The organism is Acidisoma sp., from assembly GCF_035492295.1.
In the GTDB taxonomy this organism is placed as follows: Bacteria; Pseudomonadota; Alphaproteobacteria; order Acetobacterales; family Acetobacteraceae; genus Acidisoma.
This window is the reverse complement of record NZ_DATJJK010000123.1, coordinates 1-22684: the sequence shown is the minus strand read 5'-3', so window position 1 is coordinate 22684 and position 22684 is coordinate 1. Positions and strand designations below refer to the sequence as shown.

The window sequence follows — 22684 nt, the reverse complement described above, 5'->3', positions numbered from 1 at the left end:
GCGGCGGCTGCCGCATGCCGGCAATTTGCACTCAGCCTTGCAAACCTTGGGAAAAGAGCCGTCGCTGTTATGCGCCGCGACAAAAGTGCGGATATCGTTGAACGAATTGTGATCCAACGCTGCCCGCGCGGCGGGGCGTCCCAGGGCAGGATGACAAGGTGGGACGTCATGTATACTTATGATACATATCCGCAAGTTTGGCCCGGAAGACCGTCCATGAGCCCAAGGCAAAGGCGTGAGAGACAGGGATAGGGCCAACCGGATATCGACCGCTGATGCGGAGGGGGGCCGAGCGGGACCCTTGCCAGAGCACCGCGCGGGCTTGTCAGCTGCCAGCAGACGGCTGGTTCTGGCCGGAATCGCCCTGCTGATCGGCATGATCGCGACGGTTTCGATCGCCATGGTCGATACCCGTAATCATGCCCTTGAGGCAGCTCGGACCGAGACCGAACGGCTGGCAAAAGCAATCGCGGAGCAGACCGCGGTCGCGTTCCGAGCCACGGACATTGTCATCGCGGCCTTCCGCGATGAGATTGAGAGCAAGACCTACGCTACTCCCGAGGCCCAGGCGGCGGGCATCGTCACGAAGGAGTTCCAGAAGGAACTCGACCGGCAGGCGACACTGCTGCCACAAGCGGATGCCTTTACCGTGGTCGATGCGTCTGGCCATCTCTCGAACTATTCCCGTCGCTGGCCGCCTCCGCACCTGAATCTCTCGGACCGAGATTACTTTCGCTACTTTCGTGATCATGACGACCGCGGAATTTTTCTCAGCAAGCCTGTCACCAACCGTGGCAACGGGCTTTGGACGGCCTTTTTGGCGCGCCGGATCGACGGCCCCTCGGGCCAGTTTTTCGGCATCATGCTGGGCGCGATGGATCTGAGCTATTTCCGCAACTTCTACCGGGAAGTCGCCCAGCACGAGAATCTCGCCATTACCCTGGTCGACCGCCAGGGGAGGGTGCTCGCAAGCTACCCGTACGATCTGCCGCCGGGGCAACGCCCGAAGAACCTGACCGCCGCCTGGGACCGCGCACTCGCCAAGCCCCATCCTTCGGTGATGACAGGCCCCGGCCTCCTCGACGGGAGCGCTCGGATCATTTCCGTTCACCCGCTTGCCGATTATCCGGTCGTCGTCAATGTCAGCGTCTCCGCGTCGGGTGCGCTCGCAGGCTGGCGGCAGCAAGCGGCGCTGACCGCCCTGGCCGCTGTCTTCGCCATGCTCTGCATGATCCTGCTCTTTCGCGCGATCATCCTGCAACTCCGCCGGCTCGAACGATCGGAAGCCGATCTCGCCCGCAATTCAAACACACTCTCCACGACGCTCGACCACATCAGCCAAGGCATCGTCATGATCGACGGCCAAGGACGGGTCGCCGTCTGCAACCGGCAGGCGCTCGCGATGCTCGACCTGCCGCCCGGATTGATGGCCTCCAACCCCTCTGCCGAAACCGTCTTTGCCTATCAGGTGGCAGCCGGGGAATTCCCCGATGCCGAGGAGGAACACCGCTATCGCGGCAGCCTCTACGCCGATAAGCCTGTCACCTATGAGCGACAGCGGCCGAACGGCCGCATCCTGGAGGTGCAGTGCGTGCCCTTGCCGGACGGCGGGGTTGTGCGCACCTATTCCGACGTTACCGAGCGGCGGCAGTCCGAGGAGCGGATCAGATATCTCGCGCATCACGATCCGCTCACTCAACTCGCCAACCGGACCCTCTTCACCGCCCGGCTGGAGGAGGAGATCGCCCGGGCGAACCAGGGGGCGCATCGCCTCGCCTTGCTCTATATCGACCTCGATCGCTTCAAATACGTCAATGACAGTCATGGCCACGGCGCTGGAGATGCGCTGCTCGTGAAGCTCGCCGAGCGTCTCACCCTGACGGTGGGTTTCGGCCCCACGATCGCCCGCACGGGAGGCGATGAATTCGCGATCATCCTGCCGCTCGACGGCCCACAGCACGACGCAAGCCACCTTGCCCGTGACATCGTGACCGCGGTGCGGCAGCCACTGGAAATCGACGGCAATGCCTTCCGCGCGAGCATCTCGATCGGCATTGCGCATTATCCGGACCATGCGAAGAGCGCGAGCGACCTGCTGCGCAATGCCGACATTGCGCTCTACGAGGCGAAGAACGAGGGCACTGGCCTTGTCCGCGCGTTCGACGCCGGGATGGAGGCCCGTCAGCAGGCCCTGTTCCGGCGGGAGCAGGATCTGCGCTCGGCCTTCGAGTTGAAGCAGTTCGAAGTCGTCTACCAGCCCATTCTCAGCACGGTGAGCGGCTGCGTCGCCGGAGCGGAAGCCCTGTTGCGCTGGCACCATCCCATCCACGGCCTCGTCCCGCCGGCCGATTTCATCACCCTCGCGGAGAAGCTGGGCCTCATCGAGCCGCTCGGCTTCTGGGTGCTGGAGACCGCCTGCAAAGAAGCCGCACAATGGTCGCTGGAGATTGGTGTCGCGGTCAATCTGTCACCGGTGCAGGTGAACAGCGAAACTCTTGCCCGGCAGGTGCAGCAGATCCTGGAGCGGACCGGCCTCCCCCCGCACCGTCTGACGCTCGAAGTGACGGAAGGGCTGCTGCTTGAACCGAACCCGACCGTGCTCAGCACCATGCATGCGCTGCGCGCCCTCGGTATCCGCTTCAGCCTGGACGATTTCGGCACCGGTCATTCCGGCCTCGGCTATCTGCGCCGCTTCCCCTTCGACGCCATCAAGATCGACAAGCTCTTCATCCAAGACATGGTGGAACATGCGGACGCCGCCGCGATCGTCAATGCGCTGCTCGCGGTCAGCGTCGAACTCGGTCTCGAAGTCGTGGCGGAAGGTGTCGAAACCGCAGCACAGCTTGAGATGCTGCGGAGCCGGCAATGCCAATATGTGCAGGGCTTTTTTCTCAGCCCCCCCCTGCCGGCGGCCGAGATGCGGCTTTTTGTGCTGGAGCCGCGACCCTTCCCGTCTTGTCCTGACCCCGTCCTGGCAGCAGAACCACCCGCCATCAGACTGTAATCGGTTCAGACCCTAGATGCCGTAGGGCGGCTCCGGCACGCCGAGCTCGGCGCGCAGATGGCCGAACCGATCAGGGTCGAGAAAGCGGCCATCCTCATAGAGCGCGCGCAAGGCGGCGAGACCGGTCTCCGTGAAGAAGGCCCGTGCGCCAAGTTCCTCGGCCGGAAGATCCATCAGGCCGCGTTCGAGGAGTCCGGCCAGCACGGGCGGAATCTTGGGCTCCCCGCGCCGCGGCCCCGTCGTCCAACGGTTGACCTTGATCCCTTGGGAGAGGGAGGGACGCACACCGAAGGCGGCAGCCAGTTCCTGGCGAAGGAAGCTCCGTTCGGCCGGTGTAAAGGGGAGCGCGGTCGGGTGTTTCGTCATCCTGCGGTCTCTCCGATCAGAAGGGCGACAAGTCCGGTCCAGCCCGTCTGGTGCGATGCGCCGACGCCACGCCCCGTATCTCCGTGGAAATACTCGTAGAACAGCGGCAGATCCCGGAAATGCGGATCGCTTTGGGTGAGCGCGCAATCGCCATGGATGGGACGGCGGCCCTGCTCGTCCCTCAGGAAGAGACGGGTCACCCGCCGGGCGAGTTCGTCGGCGATTTCGGACAAGGTCAGCATCGTCCCGGAGCCTACGGGACATTCCACGAGGAAATCATCGCCGTAATAAGAGTGGAACTGCCTCAGGCTGTCGATGATGAGATAGTTCATCTGCGCCCAGACGGGACCGCGCCAGTTGGAATTGCCGCCGAAGAGGCCGGAATGGGATTCCGCGGGCCAATAGGGCAGTACGAATTGCTGGCCGGCCCAGGCGAAGATATAGGGCTCCCGCTCATGCGCCCGGGAGACGGAACGCACGCCGTAGGGGGAGAGGAACTCGTCTTCGTCCAGCATCCGGCGCAGCAGGCACTTCATCCGGTGACCGCGCAACATGGACATGAGCGCCAGGTGATGTTCGCCCGGCACGTCCCACTGCGAGACGAGCGCACCCAGATCGGGTCGGTTCTGGAGGAACCATTTCATCCGGTCGATCATCTCGGGCAGGCGCGGCTGGTCGAAATGCCGCAGGATCTCGACCGCGAAGAGCGGAATGAGGCCGACGATGGTGCGTGCACGGATGGGGATCTTCTGGCCGTCCGGCAGTTCGAGCCGGTCGTAGAAAAATTCGTCCTGCTCGTCCCACAGGCCGCCATGCTTGGCCGCCGCTTCCGCAATGTAGAGAAAATGCTCGAAGAATTTCACCACCATGTCCTGATAGGCATGGTCAACCAGCGCGAGTTCGATCGAGACGCGGGCGAGGTTGAGCGCATACATCGCCATCCAGGCGGTCGCGTCCGACTGGCTCAGCGTGCCGCCCATCGGCACCGGCGAGGAGCGGTCGAAGATGCCGATATTGTCAAGCCCGAGAAAGCCACCCTGGAAGATGTTGCGGCCGCCGGCATCGCGCCGGTTGACCCACCAGGTGAAGTTGAGCGCGAGCTTGTTCAGCATGCGCTTGAGAAATGTATAGTCGGCGATGCCGGTCAGATCGCGGTCGCGCTCGAAGACGCGCCAGGTGGCCCAGGCGTGGATCGGCGGATTGGCGTCCCCAAACTCGTATTCATAAGCCGGCAGCTGGCCGTTTGGGTGCATGTAGTTGTCGCCGGTGAGCAGCAGCAGCTGCTGCTTCGCGAAATCAGGATCGATCTGGGCCAGCGGCAGGCTGTGGAAGGCGAGATCCCAGGACGCGTACCAGGGATATTCCCATTTGTCTGGCATCGAGATGATGTCGGCATTGCGCATATGCACCCAGTCCACATTGCGCCCTTGCCAGCGGCTTTCCGGCGGCTTCGGCTCGGCCGAATCGCCCATCAGCCAGGTCCGCACGTCGTAATCGTAAAGCTGCTTGGACCAGAGCATGCCGGCGAAGGCCTGACGCTGCACGAGCCGCGCATCGGCCTCCGTCACCTGCGTCTGCACGGCGCCATAGAACTCGTCCGCCTCAGCGATGCGCATCGCGAAGATCGTGTCGAAATCGACGAAGGGATCGCCCTCGGTACTGGCCGGGCGGAATCGCAGGCGCAGGATCACCTCGCCGCCCGGCGGAACCGTTACGCGATGATGGGCAGCACACTTGGTACCAAATTTTTCCGCGCGGAGTGCCGCCGCATCGCCGTGGATCAGATAGTCGTGCAGGCCGTCCTTGAAGGGACCCGGTGCGGCCGGCTCGTCATAAACGCGGCGGCGGTTGGTCTCGTTGTCGCAGAAAAGGAGTTCGGTCTCCTGACCGACATGAAGCCGCATCTCCGGCAGTTCGGGATGCGTCGCCTGCGCCTCTCGCGCCGACAAAGCGCGGATCTCGGGAATATCGGTCCTTGCGGTCCAATCCCAGATATTGCGCGCCCAGAGTTGCGGCAGGACATGCAGTTCGGCCGCGTCCGGCCCGCGATTGGCGATCGTCACGCGCATCAGAATGTCGTCCGGCGCGGCCTTGGCATAGTCGACGAAGACGTCGTGATAGCGGTTCTCAGCGAAAATGCCGGTATCGACCAGCTCGAACTCCGTATCCTCGTAGCCGCGGGCGCGATTTTCGGCCACCAGCCGATCATAGGGGAAAGCCGTCTGCGGATATTTGTAGAGCATCCGCATGTAGGAATGCGTCGGCAGTCCATCGAGATAATAGTAGAGTTCCTTGACGTCCTCACCGTGATTGCCTTCCTGATTGGCAAGGCCGAAGAGCCGCTCCTTGAGGATCGAGTCCTGCCCGTTCCAGAGAGCGAGGCCCAGGCACCAACGCAAGTGGCGCTCTCCGAATCCCGCGATCCCGTCCTCTCCCCAGCGATAGGCGCGCATGCGGGACTGGTCATGAGTGAAAGAGGCCCAGGAATCCCCATCGGGGCTGTAGTCCTCGCGCACCGTGCCCCATTGCCGCTCGCTGAGGTAAGGCCCCCATGCCCGCCAGGCACCGGAGGCGCGTGCCGCCACCAGCCGCTTGCCCTCGGCGGTTGCGAAGAGCGCGGAGGGGGAGGAAGACATGGGGGCAGCTCTCCGATCTGATCCGGGACGCCTTGCATCGGCTGGTGCGCGTCATCCTATAACCCGTCCTATATCCGTCCCCGCCGGATCACGAAACCCGATCACGAAACCCGATCACGAACAGGGCCGGGCGGCTCCGCCCCAACCAAGGATTATTGCATGAGCGATACCGAACAGACCCCGAGCGCCACCCCGATCTGGACGGGGCGCGCAATCCTTGGCGAGGGCCCGATGTGGTCGCCCGGACGCGGGCGTCTCTTTTTCGTCGATATTCTCGGCCATCGCATCCTGTCCTGCGGCCTCGCAGGCGAGGCGGTTGCCGAATGGCAGCTGGAAGAGTCCCCCTGCTGGATCGTCGAACAGGCCGGGGGCGAGGATTTCGTGGTCGGGCTGGGGCGGTCGGTCGTCGTCATGCGGCTGACGCCGGGGGAGCCCGCGGTGGTTCGGCACGTGGTGACCGAGCCGGGACTACTGCCGCCGGGCATGCGGCTGAACGACGCCAAGGCCGATGCCGAGGGTCGCATCTATTTCGGCGCCATGGATGATGCCGAGGTAGAGGCCACCGGACAATTGCACCTGCTCGGCCTGGACGGCACCGTTACCGTGCTCGACCAGGGCTATACCGTGACCAATGGGCCGGCGATCAGCCCTGATGGCCGCACCCTCTACCATGCCGACAGCCCCGCCCGGACGGTCTATGCCTTCGATCGCCGGCCGGACGGCGGCCTCACCGGCAAGCGCGTGCATATCCGCCTCACCGAGGCGGAAGGCTATCCCGACGGCATGACGGTCGATGCGGAGGGCGGCCTCTGGGTCTGCCATTGGGATGGCGGCCGCGTGACGCGCTTCACGCCCGACGGCGCGCGCGACCGCACCATCCCCCTGCCCGCCTCGCGCGTCACCTCCTGCGCTTTCTGCGGGCCGGATCTCGACCGGCTGGCTATCACGACCGCCGCGCATGAGCGGATGGAGGAGCCGCTCGCAGGCGCGCTCTTCCTGGCGCAGCCGGGCCTGCTGGGGCTTGCCCCGCACCGCGCACGCTTGGCGGTCTGAGGGAAAGCCCCTAGTCTCCGGGGCGTGGCCGCAGGCGGCCACGTCCCGTTCCAATCCAAGACAATACGCCACAAGGAAATCCGATGGCGGGCCCTGCCCTCTACCGCCGCGCGATCGTGCTCGGGCTGACCATCGCCGTCGGCGCCTTCGCCATCGACATGTACATTCCAGGCTTCGCCGCGATCGCCCGCGATCTCAAGACCGATCCCGGCACCGTTCAGCTCAGCATGACGAGCTTTTTCGTGGCCCTGGCCATCGGCCAGATCATCTATGGCCCGGTGTCGGACACTTTCGGCCGCAAGGCCCCGAGCTATGTCGGCCTCGGGCTTTTCGCGCTCGCCTCCGTGGGCGCCACCTTCGCGCCGACCATCGGCATCCTCATCCTCTCCCGCTTCTTCCAGGGGCTGGGAGCGGCGGCGACCGCCGTGATTCCCATGGCGATCGTGCGAGACGAACATACCGGACCGGACGCCGCCCGGCTCCTCTCCCTCGCCATGCTGGCCCTCAGCGTTTCGCCCATCCTGGCGCCAGTCCTGGGCGGGCTGATCGTGCAATACGCCTCCTGGCGGCTGATCTTTCTCGTCCTCATCACGATCACCCTGCTCGTCATGCTGATGATCGCGCGCATGCTGCCCGAGACCCTGCCGCCCGAGCGACGGGTGAGCGGCCGACCCCTCAGCGTGCTCGCAACCTATGGGCGGCTGCTCAGCCAGCGCATCTTCATCCTGCCCGTGTTGATCGCGGCCTCGGCCCAGGCCGTGCTCTTCTGTTTCATCTCAGGCTCGCCCTTCGTCTTCGTGACGCTGCACCATGTGCAGCCGACCATCTACGGCCTGCTCTTCGCGATCCATGCCATCGCGCTGATTGGCATCAGCCAACTTACCGCGCCGCTCATGCGCCGCTATGGCGCGCGCCGGCTGCTCGGCGTCACCACGGCCGGCGCCGCTGTGGCCACCCTGGCCCTTGCCGGGCTCATCTGGGGCGGGATGGCCGCGCTCTGGCCCTTGGTGCTGTTGACGGTCACGACCTTCTTTTTCCTCGGCCTCATCATGGGACCGGCCTTCCTGACCGCGATGGAGCCCTTCGGCGCCACCGCCGGCGCGGCGGCGGCGCTCGGCGTCGGCCTTGAATTCACCATGAGTTCGGTGATGACCGCGCTGATGGGCTTCGGCGCAAACGGCACGGCGCGGCCGATGACCGGCTTCATGGCGCTTTCCGCCTGCCTCGGCTTCAGTGCATGGGCGATCTACGTCAAAACCGTGCGCGCGCCCGCCGCGCACCCTTGAACCGGGCGGCCGCCGCGCGATCTGCAAAGCGGCATTGATGCCAAGGGACGAAAGGGAAAAAACCGTGTCCGAGTCTGCGAGTGAAGATCGCCTGCAGCGTATCCGCGATACCGCCTACGAATTGTGGGAGAAGGCGGGACGCCCGGAGGGGCAGGACCATGATTTCTGGCTGGAGGCGGAGAAGATCGTCGATGGCGAGGCGGGAGGCCCCGACATCGTCGACCAGGACAGCGATGACAGCTTTCCCGCAAGCGATCCGCCGTCCTTCAATCCGTGATCAGGCCGAGAGGGCGAGGCGCCTCGCCCTCTCCCTCCCGACTTAGCCCATCGTGGCGGTGAAGGCGCCGCCGTCCAGAAGGAGATTTTGGCCCACGATATAGCCGGCATGGGCGGAGCAGAGGAAGGCGCAGGCATGGCCGAATTCATCGGGTTGTCCAAAACGCCCGGTCGGATTGAGTTGCGCCCGGTGAGCCATTTCCTCCTCCAGCGTCCGTCCGGCCTTCTTAGCAGCATCCGCCATCGTCTTGCCGAGCCTGTCCGTCTGGAACGGGCCCGGCAGCAGATTGTTGATCGTCACATTATGCTTGGCGACCTGCCGCGCGAGGCCGCCGACGAAGCCCGTCAGCCCGGCGCGCGCGCCATTGCTGAGACCGAGATTGGGGATCGGCGACTTCACCGAGGCCGAGGTGATGTTGACGATGCGGCCGAAGCGCCGGTCGATCATCCCGTCCACCACCCCTTTGATCATGGCAATAGGCGCCAGCATGTTGGCGTCGAGCGCGCGCAGCCAGTCCTCGCGTTCCCAATCCCGGAAATCGCCCGGCGGCGGACCGCCTGCGTTGTTGATCAGGATGTCCGGCTCGGGGCAGGTCGCCAGGGCGGCGGCGCGGCCCTCGGGGGTTGCGATATCGCCCGGTGCGATTTCCACGCGGCCGCCCGTCTCCTGAGCAATTGCCCGGGCCGTTCGCGCTAGGATTTCCGGGTCGCGTCCCGTGATCGTTACCAACACACCTTCCTTGGCAAGAGCCATGGCGCAGCCGGCGCCTAGGCCTTTGCTCGCGGCGCAAACAATGGCTCGCCGCCCTTTGAGCCCTAAATCCATCCGACATCCTTCTCTAAAGTACCGACTGACGGTATTGCTGCTGCACGGGAGGGCAAGGCGAAAGACATCCAAGCGCGCCTGCCCCGCGCCGCAGAGCATGCTACCGAAGGGAAGGGAGTCCAATGGTCCAACTGAGCAATGCGACGCTCGGCACATTGCCGCCAGGCGTCACCTGGGCCGGCTATGACCGGAGCCGACTGCGCGCCGGCATCGTCCATTTCAGCGTCGGCAATTTTCATCGTGCCCATCAGGCGGTCTATCTCGACCAGTTGATCGCCGCCGGCGGCCATGACGACTGGGCGCTGTGCGGCATCGGGCTGATGGACGACCCCCGCGAACGTGCGAAGGCGGCGAGCTTCCCGGCGCAGGATTGTCTCTACACGATCACCATCTGCCCGCCCCATGGCGCACCTGAAATCCGCGTCATCGGCTCGATCGTCGAATACCTCTTCGCGCCGGATGATCCTGAAGCGGTCTTCGCCAGGCTCTGCGACCCGGCGATTCGCATTGTCACGATGACGCTGACGGAAAGCGGCTACAACATCGACGACGAGACCCAGGAATTCAAACTGGGCGCGCCGGACATCGTCCACGACCTCGCCAATCCCACCGCACCCCGCACCGCTTTCGGCTATGTGGCCGAAGCGCTGTCCCGCCGCCGGGCCGCCGGCCTGCCGGCCTTCACCGTCCAGTCTTGCGATAACCTCCGTCATAACGGCCACGTCGCCAAAACCGCCTTCACGGGCTTTGCCCGCGCGCGCGATCCGGAACTCGCCGCCTGGATGGAGCAGGAGGTCGACTTCCCCAACAGCATGGTCGACCGCATCACGCCGGCAACCACGGACGCCGACCGCACGCGGCTGAACGCCGCAAGCGGTGTGGACGACAAGATCCCGGTCTTCTGCGAAGACTTCATCCAGTGGGTGGTGCAGGATCACTTCCGCCTCGGCCGCCCGGCCTGGGAAAAAGTCGGCGTGCAGATCACGGACGATGTCTGGGCCTATGAGCAGATCAAGCTCCGTATGCTCAACTCCTCCCACAGCATGCTGGCCTTCCCCGGCACCATCGCCGGCTACCGGCTGGTGGACGAGACGGTGGCTGATCCGGCCATCGCGCAACTGCTCTTCGATTTCTGGAACAAGGATGTCATTCCGCTCCTGAAAGCGCCGCCCGGCATGTCCCTCGAGGGCTATCGCGACAAGCTGATGGAGCGCTACTCCAATCCGGCAACGCGTGACCAGACCATCCGCATCGCGACGGACGGCGCCTCCCGCATCCCGATCTTCTCGGGCGATACGATCCGCAGCATCCTGGAAGCGGGCAAGGACTTCCGCCGCTGTGCTTTCCTCATCGCGACCTTCGCCCGTTGCCTGGGCGGTGTGGATGACAAGGGCGAAACCTTCCATACGCCCGAGCCGCGCCTGACCGCGGCAGACCGCGCTACGGCGGCCGATCCCGACCCCATGGCTTTCCTCACCCTGCCGATCTTCGCGGGGCTCGGCATGGACACCTCCCCGGACTTCGTGAAGACCTTCCAGGACTACCGGGAGCAGCTCGCGAGTCGCGGCACACTTGCCACGCTCAAAGACATCCTTGCCGGCTGAGGCACAATCGTTTCAGGATGGGCCCGGGCAACCCCCGGGCCTTTTTTGTCCGGCCCTTGCCCGGGCACAACAACGAAGAATGGCCGCGTAACGTCGCGGCGCTGGGGAGACGCGTTTCCATGAATCAACTTGGCATCCATGCCTTCGTCTGGTCGGGCGGCTCGACGCAGGAGGATCTCAACCGCGCGCTGGATCGTTCGGTTGAGACCGGCTACCGTCTTATCGAATTCCCGCGCCTCGACCCGAAAAAATTCGACGTCCCGGCATTCGCCCGTGCCCTCGCGGCCCAGAAGATGGGTATCGCCGTCACCATGGGCCTGCAGGCCGCCTATGATGTTTCGAGCGAGGATGCCGACACGGTGGCGCGCGGAGAGGCGGTGCTGCGCGAAGCGGTGTCCGTCGCGCGGGATCTCGGGGCGACCAAGCTCGGTGGCATCCTGTTCTCGGCGCACGGCAAATACATGTCGATGCCGAGCGAGGCCGGCCGCCGCAACAGCATCGACACGCTGCGAAAGGTCGCGCGCTACGGCCGCGAGGCCGGCGTCACCCTCAATCTCGAAATCGTCAATCGTTTCGAGACCAATCTTCTCAACACCACCGCCCAGGGCTTGGCCTTCATCGAGGAGATCGGTGAGGACAATGTCTATCTCCATCTCGATACCTTCCATATGAATATCGAGGAGGCGAACCCGGCAGACGCGATCCGCGCGGCGGGCGACCGCTTGGGCTATTTCCATGTCGGCGAGAGCAATCGCGGCTATCTCGGCGCCGGCACGATCGACTATGCGCCGATTTTCGATGCGCTCCTCGACAATGGCTACGCGGATACGGTGACGTTCGAATCCTTCTCCTCCACCGTCGTCGACCGCGATCTTTCGATCATTGCGGGCATCTGGAGAAATACCTGGGACGACAACGTGGCGCTGGCGAAACATGCGCATGCCTTCATCACCGACCACATGGAGAGTGCCGCACGCCGCCGGCGAATCACGCGGACGGCGTGAGACCGCAGCATGATGCGATCGGCGGCCGTCTCGGGCGAGAACTTCCACTGGGCGCCGCTGGTTCCCGAACTGCTGGTCTGCGAAATCCAAGCGAGCCTCGCCTTCTGGTGCGATCTCTGCGGCTTCCGCATCGCCTATCACCGGCTGGAAGAAGGCTTCGCCTATCTCGACCAGGAGGGCGCGCAGGTCATGCTGGAGGAGGCCGGGCACGGGCGGAACTGGATCACCGGGCCGATGGAGCGCCCGCTCGGACGCGGCCTCAATTTTCAGATCACGCTAAGTGATATCGGGCCCATGCTGGAGCGTCTGGAGGCCGCATCCTGGCCGCTCTTCATGGCGCCGGAGGAGAAATGGTATCGCGCCGATACCATTGAGATCGGCCAGAGACAGTTTCTGGTGCAGGATCCGGACGGCTACCTGATCCGCTTCGCGATGGCGATCGGCACTCGGCCCTTGGCCTGAGCGTTTCGGCCGGGCGACCCTTCCGGCGGGCGAATGCGCGGAACGGATCCACGCATGACGTGCCCTCCGAGACTCGAACGAAAACTTGGTGCGGACGGCGGGGATCGAACCCGCACTCCCGTCCGGGAGGCAGATTTTAAGTCTGCTGCGTCTACCGGTTCCGCCACGTCCGCATCCAGCCATGGGGCGCCGAGCGCCCCATGGCGCATTACCCTTGGGCGAGCCGCTTCGCGATGTCCAGTCCCATGCGAATGAGATTTTCCGAAGCCTCTGGCGTGTTGAACCCGTCATGCGAGGTCAGCGTGACATTCGGCAGGGTTGCGAGGACGTCGCCGGCCGGCAAAGGCTCGACATCGAAGACGTCGAGCGCCGCATGGCGAAGGTGCCCGGTCTGCAGGGCGGCCACCATGGCGGCGGTGTCGATCAGCCCACCGCGCGCGGTATTCACCAGGATCGCGCCATCCTTCATCGCGGCGATCCGCTGGGCGTTCAGGCTCTGCTTGGTCTCGTCCGTCAGCAGCAGATGCAGCGACAGCACGTCGCTCTCCGCCAACAGCGTCGGCAGATCGACGAACTCCACTCCCGGATAGCTCCGCGCCGAGCGGTTCCAGGCGATGACACGCATGCCAGAGCCCGCCGCGATGCGCGCGACCTCCCCGGCAATGCCGCCGAAACCATAAAGCCCCAAAGTCTTGCCGGTGAGTTCAATGGCGCCGCCGCGGGGCCAGCCGCCCGCCCGCACGCTGCGGTCGAGCATGGCGATATTGCGCGCGGCCGCCCACATCAGGGCGATCGCGTGCTCGGCCACCGCCGTATCGCCATAGCCGCGAATGGTATGGACCTGGATGCCCAGCCCCTCGATCTCCTCCACATTCATGTACGAGCGCGCGCCGGTGCCGAGGAAGATGACGTGCTTCAGACCCTCGACCTTCGCCATCGCCTCGGTCGGCAGGAAGGTGTGGTCATTGAGCATGAAATCATGCCCGGAATAGAGGCTGGGCATCTGCTCGGGCGACACGGTCTCGATCTCATGAACCGTGACGCGCGGATCGTCCGGCCGGTAGACCCGCGCAAAGACCTCGGCCAGACCACCGCTCGCATCGGCATAGATGCCCTTCATCAGCCTCTCTCCATCGAATGTGCGGCCCAGGCTGCGGCTTGTCCGGGTTTTGGGCAAGGGCCCAGACGGCTTCTGCAACGAGGGCTTTTTCTTGACTAGGGGTGAGGCATGCCCCAAAGCTCCTGTCTATTGTCCAGGTGATAGCGCGCTTCCTTCATGTTCCGCATTAACTTGGGAGCCCAAGGTCCAACCGAAGCGGCGCCCAGGCTGCGCCGCGACCATGGGCATGCCCCTCACGCGCACACCCCCTACGTCCCTCCGCGCTACGAAACTTTCGCCGAGGATGAGGAGGACTTCTACGATTATGACGAAACGCCCGAGGCGGCCCCGCCGCCGCCTGTGCCACGCGCCTGGTCCGGGGCAGCCACGGTTCAGCCGAACCGGCGCAAAGGGTCGCGCGTCAGCCCGCGCCTCCTCCTCCGGCTATTGAAATGGGCCATCCTGCTCTCCGTCTGGGGTGGTCTTGCCGCTTCCCTCGTCTTGCTCTGGTTCACCTGGGACATGCCGCGCCCCTCCGCCGGAATGGCCGCGATGCGCCGCCCCGCCCTGGTGCTGACAGACCGCAACGGCCGGCCCTTCACCCATTTTGGCGATTATTCCGGCCAGATCCTGACCCTGAAGACGGTGCCGGCCTATCTGCCGCAGGCGCTGGTTGCGGTGGAGGATCGCCGCTTCTGGGAACATGGCGGGCTCGACCTGCTCGGCATGGCGCGCGCCGTGGTGGTGGACGTCCTGGCCGGGCATGTCGTGCAGGGCGGCTCGACACTGACCCAGCAGGTGGCGAAGACACTGTTCCTCAGTAACGCCCGCACCTTCCGCCGCAAGGCGCAGGAAATGCTGCTGACCCTCTGGCTCACTCACCACTTCACGCCCGCGCAGATCCTCGAAATCTATCTCAACCGCGTCTATCTCGGCGCCGGGGCCTGGGGCATGGATGCGGCGGCCGAGACCTATTTCGGCGTTCCAGCCAGCCAGCTGAGCCTGTGGCAGGCGGCGATGCTGGCGGGGCTGCCGCGCGCGCCCTCGCGTTTCAATCCCTTGGCCGATCCCTCCGCCGCCATCGCGCGCACCAAAGAGGTACTGGCTGCCATGGTGCGCTCCGGCTACATCACCCAAGCGCAATCCGACGAGGCGGCGGCTGCCATCAATGTCGTGCCCAAGTCGGCGGGCGGCGACTACTGGTTCTCCTCCTGGGCGGCGCAGCAGGCGGGGCCGCTGATCCCGGCCGATACCGATTCCCGCCTTGCCACCACCTTCGACCCGAGGCTGCAGAGGGCGGCTCAGAAGGCGCTGACGGACATGCTGGCGGGTCCCGCCGCCGGCGCGGACGCACATCAGGGCGCCATCGTGGTGATGGATGCGGCAACCGGCGCGGTGCGCGCGATGGTCGGCGGCTCCAATACCGGGCACGACTTTTTCAACCGCGCGGTGCTGGCGCGGCGGCAGGCCGGCTCCTCCTTCAAACCCTTCGTCTGGCTCGCAGCCCTCGAAGCCGGGATGCAGCCGGACAGCCCGGTGCTGGACGGGCCGGTGCGCATCGGCCAATGGCAACCGCGGGATTTCGATCGGTACTACATGGGTCAGGTCACCATGACCCAGGGCCTCGCTTATTCGCTCAATACCGTCTCGGCCCGGCTGTTGCTCAGGGCTGGCGGGCCGGGCAAGGTTGCGTCCGTCGCCCATCGCCTCGGCATCACCGACCCCATTCCGGACAATGCGACGATCGCCCTCGGCACGGCAGGCGTGGGGCTGCTCGAGATGACAGGCGCCTATGCGACCTTCTTCAATGGCGGCCACCGGGTAACGCCGCATGGCATCACCGCGCTCTATGCCGAGGGAAAGGACCTGATGGCCCCACCGCCGGATGCCGTGCCCGTCATTTCTCCAGCGCTTGCCGGGGAAATGCGGCAGATGCTGGGGGCAGTCGTGGCCTATGGCACCGGCCGCGCGGCCGCCGTGCCGGGCTTCTTCGTCGGCGGCAAGACAGGCACGACGCAATCGAGCCGGGACGCCTGGTTCATCGGCGGCGTCGACGGCGATGTCATCGGCGTCTGGGTCGGCAATGACGACGACAGCCCGATGGGCAAGCTGGTGGCCGGCGGCACGCTGCCGGCGGCACTCTTCCACGCCGTGGCGATGGCCGCGATCCAGCCGTAACTCCGTCAGCGAGGCAGTGGGCGGCCCCGCGTTTCCGGCATCAGCGCCATGGCGATGACGCCGAGGATTCCCGATCCGATCATATACCAGGCGGGCGAGAGCGGATCGCCGCTGACGCCGATGAGCCAGGCGAGGACGAATTGCGTCGTCCCGCCGAAGACGGTCACGGCGAACGCATAGGCCGTGGAAAGGCCCGAGGCGCGAACGCTCGCCGGCAGCATTTCCGGGATGGCGACGATGGCGGCGGCCGAACTCAACGAACCCAGCACCGACATCAGCCCGGTGGTCACCAGCAATGTGACGATCGAAGGATGGCCGATGAGGAAAAGAAAGGCTGGATAGATCGCCAGGATGAGCAAAATGCGCGGCAGCAGCATTACGATCTTGCGGCCATAGCGATCTGCGAGCCAGCCGCCGGCCAGCGCGAAGACGATGGTGGTGATGCCGCCGATGAGCGGTGCGGTAATGGCCGAGGGTACCTTCAGGTGCAGCGCCGTCTCGCCATAGGTTGTCATGTAGAGGCCGACATAGGTTGAGATCGTGCTGGTCATGATGGCAACGAGGCCGAGGAACAGCGGCCAGGGATGACCGGTGAGGAGATGGCCCAGCACCTGCGCAGCACTCCGGCGTTTCTCGGTGTCCGAAAGATGCGCGGTTTCCGGCAGGCGGCGGCGGATATAGAGGCCGCCCGGGACGATGGTGAGGCCTAGTAGCAGCGCGACGCGCCAGCCCCATTCCGTCATCGCAGCGTCCGACAGGCTGTGGGCCAGGACAAAGCCCACGATACCGGCGGCGAGCAGCGCGCAGCCCTGGCTCGCGATCTGCCAGGAGGCGAGCCGCCCCCGCCGGTCATTCGGTGCCACCTCGATAAGGTAACTCGTAGCCGGGCCGACCTCGCCGCCGAGCGCAAAACCCTGCAGCAGGCGCGCGAAGACGACGAGGACGGGCGCGGCATAGCCGATGGCGGCGAAGGGCGGCGTCGCCGCCAGCAGCAGCATGCCGATCGCCATGAGGGCGATGGTCAGCATCATCGCAGGCTTGCGGCCGGCATGATCGGCGAAGGCGCCGATGACGAGGCCGCCGAGCGGCCGCGTGCAGAAGCCGACGCCAAAGGTAGCGACCGAAATGAGCAGGGACACGACAGGGTCATGCGTCGGGAAGAAGCTCCGGCCGATCGCCACCGCGAAGAAGGTATAGGTCGTGAAGTCGTAGAACTCGAGCGCATTGCCGAGCACGCAGGCGAAGACCGTGGCGCGGCTGGGAGGCGGTGGCGTCGAGTCGCGGACTGAGGGTGCCTTGGTGTCGGTCGAAGAGAAGGACATCGGCCTTGGGAAACTCCGCGTGAGATCCCCATCGAGGCGGCGTCAGGGATTGTTTTTCACTTGGCATTTCCACGGCACTCCCTCAAGTGGGAAGGCCGAATCGGCTGCGGAACCCCAGATATGGCAGGCCGCGCGCAAAACTCACCCATCATCTAGTGGAAGTTTCGAAAAGTCGTTGACCTTTGCTTGAGGCAGCGATACCGGTCGACTGTGACAACGCTTTCCAGAACCCGCCCCAATCTGCGCGTCCGAGGCCGCTCCTTCATGGCCTTCGTGCTCTCGCCCGATGCGCCGCTGTCCAATTGGATGGTGGAGCTCGACGCGCAAATCGAACGCTCCGCGACCTTTTTCGCGGGCCGGCCCATTGTGGTCGATCTCTCCGGAATCCCGGAGACCGATCCCGGTCTCGGGACCCTGTTCGACGAGTTGCGCGCGCGCGGCATCCGCGTCATCGGCACCGAAGGGTTGGACGGGCTGACGCCCGCCATCCAGTCCGTGGGCGGTCCCCTGATCGGCGGACGGCCGCTCGGCCTCTATGAAGTGCCGGACGATCCGCCGGATGAGCCGCCCGCGCCGGAACCGACCTCGATGGTCTTGGACGAGCCGGTACGCTCCGGCCAGACCATCCTGTTTCCGCAGGGCGACCTCACCATCAACGGCTCCGTCGCGTCCGGCGCGGAAATCATGGCTGGCGGCTCGGTCCACGTCTACGGCGTGCTGCGCGGCCGGGCCATCGCCGGCGTAACCGGCAACCAGCAGGCGCGCATCTTCTGCAACAGGCTCGACGCCGAACTCATTTCGATCGACGGTCTCTACATGACCGCCGAGGACATGGACGCATTCCGGGGCAAGTCGATCATGGCCCGCCTCGAAGGATCATCCATCATCATTACCGAGATCAGCTAGCGACTGGCTGGACACGGACGACGCTGACAGGGGTAAAGGCATGGCCAAAGTTCTCGTGGTGACCTCCGGCAAAGGTGGCGTGGGAAAAACGACCTCGACGGCTGCCCTCGGCGCGGCACTGGCCAAGGCAGGCAAGAACGTCGTTGTCGTCGATTTCGACGTCGGCCTGCGCAATCTCGACATCGTGATGGGCGCGGAGCGCCGCGTCGTCTTCGACATGATCAATGTCATTCAGGGCGACGCCAAGCTGTCCCAGGCGCTTATCCGGGACAAACGGGTCGAGACCCTCTCCATCCTCCCCGCCTCCCAGACGCGGGACAAGGATGCGCTGACGAGCGAGGGAGTCGAGAAGATCATCGCCGAGCTGCGCGAGAAATTCGACTGGGTCATCTGCGACAGCCCGGCCGGCATCGAGCGCGGGGCCAGCCTCGCCATGCATCACGCCGATGTCGCGGTCATCGTGACCAACCCGGAAGTCTCCTCCGTGCGCGACAGTGACCGCATCATTGGCCTGCTGGACAGCAAGACCGAGCGCGCGACCCGCGGCGAGCGAATCGAGAAGCATCTGCTGCTGACCCGATACGACCCGGTGCGCGCCGCCCGCGGCGACATGCTGAAGACCGAGGATGTGCTGGAAATCCTTTCCATCCCGCTGCTCGGCATCATTCCGGAAAGCCAGGAAGTGCTGCGCGCCTCCAACCTCGGCACGCCAGTCGTGCTCTCCAATCCGGAGGCCGCGCCCTCCCGGGCCTATGCGGATGCCGCCCGCCGCCTGATGGGTGAGCAGGTGCCGATGACGGTGCCGGGCGAGAAGACCAGCCTCTTCGGCAAACTCTTCGGCAGGAGGGTTGCATGAGCTTTTTCAGCTTCCTGAGCCGCAAGCCCACCGCCAACGTCGCCCGCGAGCGCCTGCAGATCCTCCTCGCCCATGAGCGCGCAACCTTCGGCGGCAACGCCGATCTGGTGGCCGTTCTGCAGGAGGAGATCCTGGCCGTGATCGCAAAGCACATTTCGGTGGAGCGGGAGAAGGTTCAGATCAAGCTGGACCGAGGCGATTCCTTCTCGACCCTCGAAATCGGAGTTGAGATTCCGCCCGGCCTCGCCGAGAAACAGGCCTCAGCGAAGAAGGCCGCCCTGCGCGCGTCCTGAAGCTTCTGCCATGGGAGGCTATCGGGATGCCACTGCAGACGCCCCCGGAGAACGGTGAAGCATCACCGCCGGTTACGACCTTCGGCCCTGATTTCCCCTTTGCCTACGATACCTGGATTGCCCACCCCGCCGGCCTCGGCCGCCTGCCGCCGGACGCGCTCGGCCAGGAAGTCGCCATCATCGGCGCCGGGCTTGCCGGCATTGTCGCCGCGCACGAACTCATGAAGCTCGGCTTCAAACCCGTTCTCTACGAATCATCCCGCATGGGCGGGCGGCTGCGATCCGAACCCTTCAGCGGGGCGGAAGGCGTGGTTGCGGAACTCGGCGGGATGCGCTTCCCCACCTCCTCCACGAGCCTCTACCACTATATCGGCCAGACCGGGATCGAGACCCGGGCCTTTCCCAATCCGCTCGACGCTGTGACGCCCTCGACGCTGATCGAGCTCGAGAGCGAGCAGTTCTATGTCGAGGGGGATGGCGATGGCCGCCTGCCGCCGCTGCTGCAGGAGGTCTCGGACGCCTGGGCGCAGGCGCTGGAAGCGGGCGCCGATTTCGCGGCCCTGCAAGGGGCCGTGCGCACCCGCGACGTCCCCCGGCTCAAGAAGATCTGGGACCGGCTGGTGCAGCTGTGGGACGAGCGCACCTTCTACGACTTTGTCGCCTCCTCCCCGGCCTTCCAGAAACTGAGCTTCCGGCATCGCGAGGTCTTCGGCCAGGTCGGCTTCGGCACCGGTGGCTGGGACAGCGATTTCCCCAATTCCATGCTGGAGATCCTGCGCGTTGTGGTGACCGCGCAGGATGAGGGCCAGCGCATGATGGTGGGGGGTGCCGAGCAATTGCCGCGCAGGCTCTGGTCCCTGGCACCAACGACCCTTGCCCATTGGCCGGCCGGCACCTCGCTCGCCTCGCTGCATGCCGGCGCGCCGCGCCCCGGGGTCACGCGCATCGCGCGCGGCGACAACGGGATGATCGCCATCACCGACCGCTGGGGCGATACCCGGCGCTACAAGGCCGCCATCGCCACCTGCCAATCCTGGCTGCTGACGACGCATATCGATTGCGACGAAAGCCTCTTCTCCCAAAAACTCTGGATGGCGCTGGACCGCACCCGCTACATGCAGTCCTCCAAGACCTTCGTGATGGTGGACCGTCCCTTCTGGACCGAGCGCGACGAAGAGACCGGCCGCTACAAGATGAGCATGACGCTGACCGACCGGATCACCCGCGGCACTTATCTCTTCGATAACGGACCGGACAAGCCTTCCGTCATCTGTCTTTCCTATTCGTGGATGTCGGATGCGATGAAGGTGCTGCCGCTGAATGCGGAGCGGCGCGTCCGGCTGATGCTGGCAGCCCTGCAGAAGGTCTATCCGGAGGTTGACATCGCCTCCCACATCATCGGCGAGCCGATCACCGTCTCGTGGGAAAGCGACCCGAATTTTCTCGGTGCCTTCAAGGGAGCGCTGCCCGGCCACTACCGTTATAACCGCCAGATGTTCTGCCACTTCATGCAGGACGGGCTGCCGCCGGGCGAGCGCGGGCTCTATCTCGCGGGCGACGGCATCTCCTTCACGCCCGGCTGGGCAGAGGGCGCGGTGCAGACCGCCCTCAACGCCGTCTGGGGGGTGATGCATCAATTTTGCGGTAACACGGTGCCCGAAAATCCTGGGCCCGGCGATATGTTCGACGACCTCGCTCCGGTCATCCTGCCGGATTGATTGCCTCCCCAAGGGAATTTTACTTAGGAGCATCGGGTCCTGGGGCTTATCCTCCCCGCGCGTATCGCTTGGGGGTTTTCGTGCCGATGGATCAGGGCTTTCTCCCTGCCGAAGAGGCGCCGACGGACGGCGACTCCGGGCGGGATCTGAGGCGCGTCGGCGCGCATCCCGATCACTGGTATCCACTTGCCTGGTCAGGCGAGGTGAAGCCGGGCAAGACGCTGGCTGTGCGCTTCGCAGGCGATCCCATCGTGCTGGCCCGCCCGAAGGACGGCGGCCCCGTTTTCGCGCTGGCGGATCGCTGCGCCCATCGGCAGGTGCCACTCAGCCGGGGGCTGGTGGAAGGTTGCGCAATCCGCTGCGGCTATCACGGCTGGGCCTATGACCAGTCCGGCCACTGCACGGACGTGCCCTATATCGGCAAGGGTAAATTGCCCAACGGCGTGCGCGCCTATCCGACCCGCGAGAAGGATGGGCTCATTCTTGTCTTTCCGGGCGATGCGGAGCTGGCCGAGACGACGCCGCTGCCCGCCCTGGGCTCGGTTGCCAACCCGGCCTACAAGACCCGGCGCTTCGGCCAGGTCGTCGGCTGCCACTACAGCTTCATGCATGAGAACCTGATGGACATGAACCATCAGTTCCTGCACCGCAAGCAGATGGGACAGATGCGCCCGCGCTTCCTGGGCCAGGCTCAGGGTGAGGATTGGGTGGAGGCTCGCTACAGCTTCGCGCGCACGGGCGGCAAGCAGCCTTGGGGCGAAGCCGCGATCTTCGGACAGAAGCGCAGCAATGCTGCAGAATTCGCGGACAAGGACGTGATGACCATCCGCACCGAATATCCATACCAGACGCTGCGCATCCGCATGAAGGATGAGACGCCGGTGATGGACCTGTGGATTGCCTATGTACCGCAGGACCGGGAGCAGAGGACCAACCGCACCTTCGGCCTGCTCTCTGTCCACCGCCCGAAAATTCCCTTCGTCCTCGATCTCGCCTGGCCGCTGCTCATCATCTTCACGGAGCGCATCTTCAAAGAGGATCGGGAAATCGTGGAAATGGAGCAGGCCGCGCACGACGCGCAAGGCTGCGACCTCAACCAGGAGGTATTCCCGGTCATCCGCAGTCTCCGCGCGCTTTTGGCGGAGCATGGCACGACCGAGGATGTGCCGCGGCTTGGGACTCAGCCCGCACTTGCCTGAAGGCGCGCCACCGCCCAGCGGGCGGCTTCGGCCAGAACGGAGTCAGGTTCTTCGCACAGGCGCAGAATCTCGGGCAGCAGTGAGAGATCACCACCATTGCCAATCGCGATGGCGACGTTGCGCAGGAAACGGTTTCGTCCGATACGCTTGACGGGCGAGCCCGCGAAGAGCGCGCGGAAGGCGGCATCGTCCAAGCGGGCGAGATCGCGCAAAGCGGGCGCTTCAAGATCAGTCCGCGCCGCAAGCTTCGCTTCCCGCCCCGCAACGGCGAAACGGTTCCAGGGGCAGACGGCCAGGCAATCGTCGCAACCATAGATGCGGTTGCCCAAAGCCTGCCGGAACTCCTCCGGGATCGGGCCCTTATGCTCGATGGTAAGGTAGGAGATGCATCGCGTCGGCTGCAGTTCGTAAGGCGCGGTGATTGCCGCCGTCGGGCAGGCATCGATGCAGCGGCGGCAGGAACCGCAGCGATCGGCATGGGGCTGATCCACCGGCAGATCGAGCGTCGTCAAGATCTCACCGAGGAACAGCCAGGAACCGTGTTGACGGGAGACCAGATTGGTGTGCTTGCCCTGCCAGCCGAGCCCTGCTTCGGC

Annotated in this window: 19 protein-coding genes and 1 tRNA gene; 13 read left to right on the top strand and 7 right to left on the bottom strand. The window is 65.1% G+C overall.

The features are described 5' to 3' along the window. Window positions 1-322: 322 nt before the first annotated feature. Entirely contained in the window at window positions 323-3004 is a 2682-nt protein-coding gene (locus tag VL752_RS08885; RefSeq protein ID WP_325354266.1) for a bifunctional diguanylate cyclase/phosphodiesterase, read from the top strand. Between the two features lie 12 nt (window positions 3005-3016). On the opposite strand, the gene VL752_RS08880 is transcribed toward VL752_RS08885, so the two are convergent. Both VL752_RS08880 and VL752_RS08875 read right to left on the bottom strand, forming a co-directional pair. Further along, window positions 3017-3370, bottom strand: a complete 354-nt coding sequence (locus tag VL752_RS08880; protein ID WP_325354264.1) for a hypothetical protein — start codon at window positions 3368-3370, stop codon at window positions 3017-3019. Beyond that, entirely contained in the window at window positions 3367-6006 is a 2640-nt protein-coding gene (locus tag VL752_RS08875; protein WP_325354262.1) for an MGH1-like glycoside hydrolase domain-containing protein, read from the bottom strand. Before VL752_RS08875 ends, VL752_RS08880 begins: the two co-directional genes overlap by 4 nt. A 159-nt stretch (window positions 6007-6165) precedes the next feature. Between VL752_RS08875 and VL752_RS08870 the strand changes: the two genes are divergently transcribed. From VL752_RS08870 to VL752_RS08860, 3 genes are all read left to right on the top strand, one after another. Continuing rightward, a complete protein-coding gene (locus VL752_RS08870) occupies window positions 6166-7059 on the top strand; it encodes an SMP-30/gluconolactonase/LRE family protein (RefSeq protein ID WP_325354260.1) in 894 nt (297 codons plus the stop codon). 83 nt (window positions 7060-7142) lie between these two features. Next, window positions 7143-8345 carry a multidrug effflux MFS transporter gene (locus VL752_RS08865; RefSeq protein ID WP_325354258.1) on the top strand — a complete coding sequence of 401 codons (1203 nt, stop codon included), beginning with the start codon at window positions 7143-7145 and terminating at the stop codon, window positions 8343-8345. 64 nt (window positions 8346-8409) lie between these two features. Further along, window positions 8410-8622, top strand: a complete 213-nt coding sequence (locus tag VL752_RS08860; RefSeq protein ID WP_325354256.1) for a DUF2934 domain-containing protein — start codon at window positions 8410-8412, stop codon at window positions 8620-8622. 42 nt (window positions 8623-8664) lie between these two features. Here VL752_RS08860 and VL752_RS08855 read toward each other — a convergent pair whose 3' ends face one another. Then, on the bottom strand, window positions 8665-9447 hold the full coding sequence (locus VL752_RS08855) for an SDR family oxidoreductase (RefSeq protein ID WP_325354254.1): 783 nt from the start codon (window positions 9445-9447) through the stop codon (window positions 8665-8667). Window positions 9448-9569: 122 nt separating this feature from the next. On the opposite strand from VL752_RS08855, the gene VL752_RS08850 reads away from it, so the two are divergent. The 3 genes from VL752_RS08850 to VL752_RS08840 all read left to right on the top strand — a co-directional run bounded on the left by VL752_RS08850 (window position 9570) and on the right by VL752_RS08840 (window position 12517). Beyond that, window positions 9570-11051, top strand: a complete 1482-nt coding sequence (locus tag VL752_RS08850; protein WP_325354252.1) for a mannitol dehydrogenase family protein — start codon at window positions 9570-9572, stop codon at window positions 11049-11051. 119 nt (window positions 11052-11170) lie between these two features. Then, complete coding sequence (locus VL752_RS08845) at window positions 11171-12055, top strand: sugar phosphate isomerase/epimerase family protein (RefSeq protein WP_325354250.1); 885 nt, start codon at window positions 11171-11173, stop codon at window positions 12053-12055. 9 nt (window positions 12056-12064) lie between these two features. Further along, on the top strand, window positions 12065-12517 hold the full coding sequence (locus VL752_RS08840; protein WP_325354248.1) for a bleomycin resistance protein: 453 nt from the start codon (window positions 12065-12067) through the stop codon (window positions 12515-12517). An 86-nt stretch (window positions 12518-12603) separates the two neighbouring features. Here VL752_RS08840 and VL752_RS08835 read toward each other — a convergent pair. Next, a tRNA-Leu gene (locus VL752_RS08835) sits at window positions 12604-12690 on the bottom strand. Window positions 12691-12725: 35 nt separating this feature from the next. Beyond that, window positions 12726-13637 (bottom strand): NAD(P)-dependent oxidoreductase, encoded by a 912-nt coding sequence (locus VL752_RS08830; protein WP_325354246.1) that lies wholly within the window; start codon window positions 13635-13637, stop codon window positions 12726-12728. Between the two features lie 156 nt (window positions 13638-13793). Between VL752_RS08830 and VL752_RS08825 the strand changes: the two genes are divergently transcribed. Then, a complete protein-coding gene (locus VL752_RS08825; protein ID WP_325354244.1) occupies window positions 13794-15794 on the top strand; it encodes a transglycosylase domain-containing protein in 2001 nt (666 codons plus the stop codon). 5 nt (window positions 15795-15799) lie between these two features. On the opposite strand, the gene VL752_RS08820 is transcribed toward VL752_RS08825, so the two are convergent. Then, window positions 15800-17116 (bottom strand): MFS transporter, encoded by a 1317-nt coding sequence (locus VL752_RS08820; RefSeq protein WP_325354242.1) that lies wholly within the window; start codon window positions 17114-17116, stop codon window positions 15800-15802. Between the two features lie 264 nt (window positions 17117-17380). On the opposite strand from VL752_RS08820, the gene minC reads away from it, so the two are divergent. From minC to VL752_RS08795, 5 genes are all read left to right on the top strand, one after another. After that, window positions 17381-18022 carry a septum site-determining protein MinC gene (gene minC / locus VL752_RS08815; protein WP_325354240.1) on the top strand — a complete coding sequence of 214 codons (642 nt, stop codon included), beginning with the start codon at window positions 17381-17383 and terminating at the stop codon, window positions 18020-18022. Window positions 18023-18062: 40 nt separating this feature from the next. Next, a complete protein-coding gene (gene minD, locus VL752_RS08810; RefSeq protein ID WP_325354238.1) occupies window positions 18063-18878 on the top strand; it encodes a septum site-determining protein MinD in 816 nt (271 codons plus the stop codon). Further along, window positions 18875-19171 (top strand): cell division topological specificity factor MinE, encoded by a 297-nt coding sequence (minE, locus tag VL752_RS08805; protein WP_325354236.1) that lies wholly within the window; start codon window positions 18875-18877, stop codon window positions 19169-19171. The genes minD and minE overlap by 4 nt, the downstream gene beginning before the upstream one ends. Before the next feature lie 26 nt (window positions 19172-19197). Then, entirely contained in the window at window positions 19198-20889 is a 1692-nt protein-coding gene (locus VL752_RS08800) for a flavin monoamine oxidase family protein (protein ID WP_325354234.1), read from the top strand. Window positions 20890-20975: 86 nt separating this feature from the next. Continuing rightward, window positions 20976-22088 carry an aromatic ring-hydroxylating dioxygenase subunit alpha gene (locus VL752_RS08795; RefSeq protein WP_325354232.1) on the top strand — a complete coding sequence of 371 codons (1113 nt, stop codon included), beginning with the start codon at window positions 20976-20978 and terminating at the stop codon, window positions 22086-22088. Here the strand turns inward: VL752_RS08795 and queG are convergent. Next, on the bottom strand, window positions 22070-22684 hold a 615-nt coding region (gene queG, locus VL752_RS08790), incomplete at its 5' end, for a tRNA epoxyqueuosine(34) reductase QueG (protein ID WP_325354230.1). The two genes, VL752_RS08795 and queG, sit on opposite strands and share 19 nt — an antisense overlap.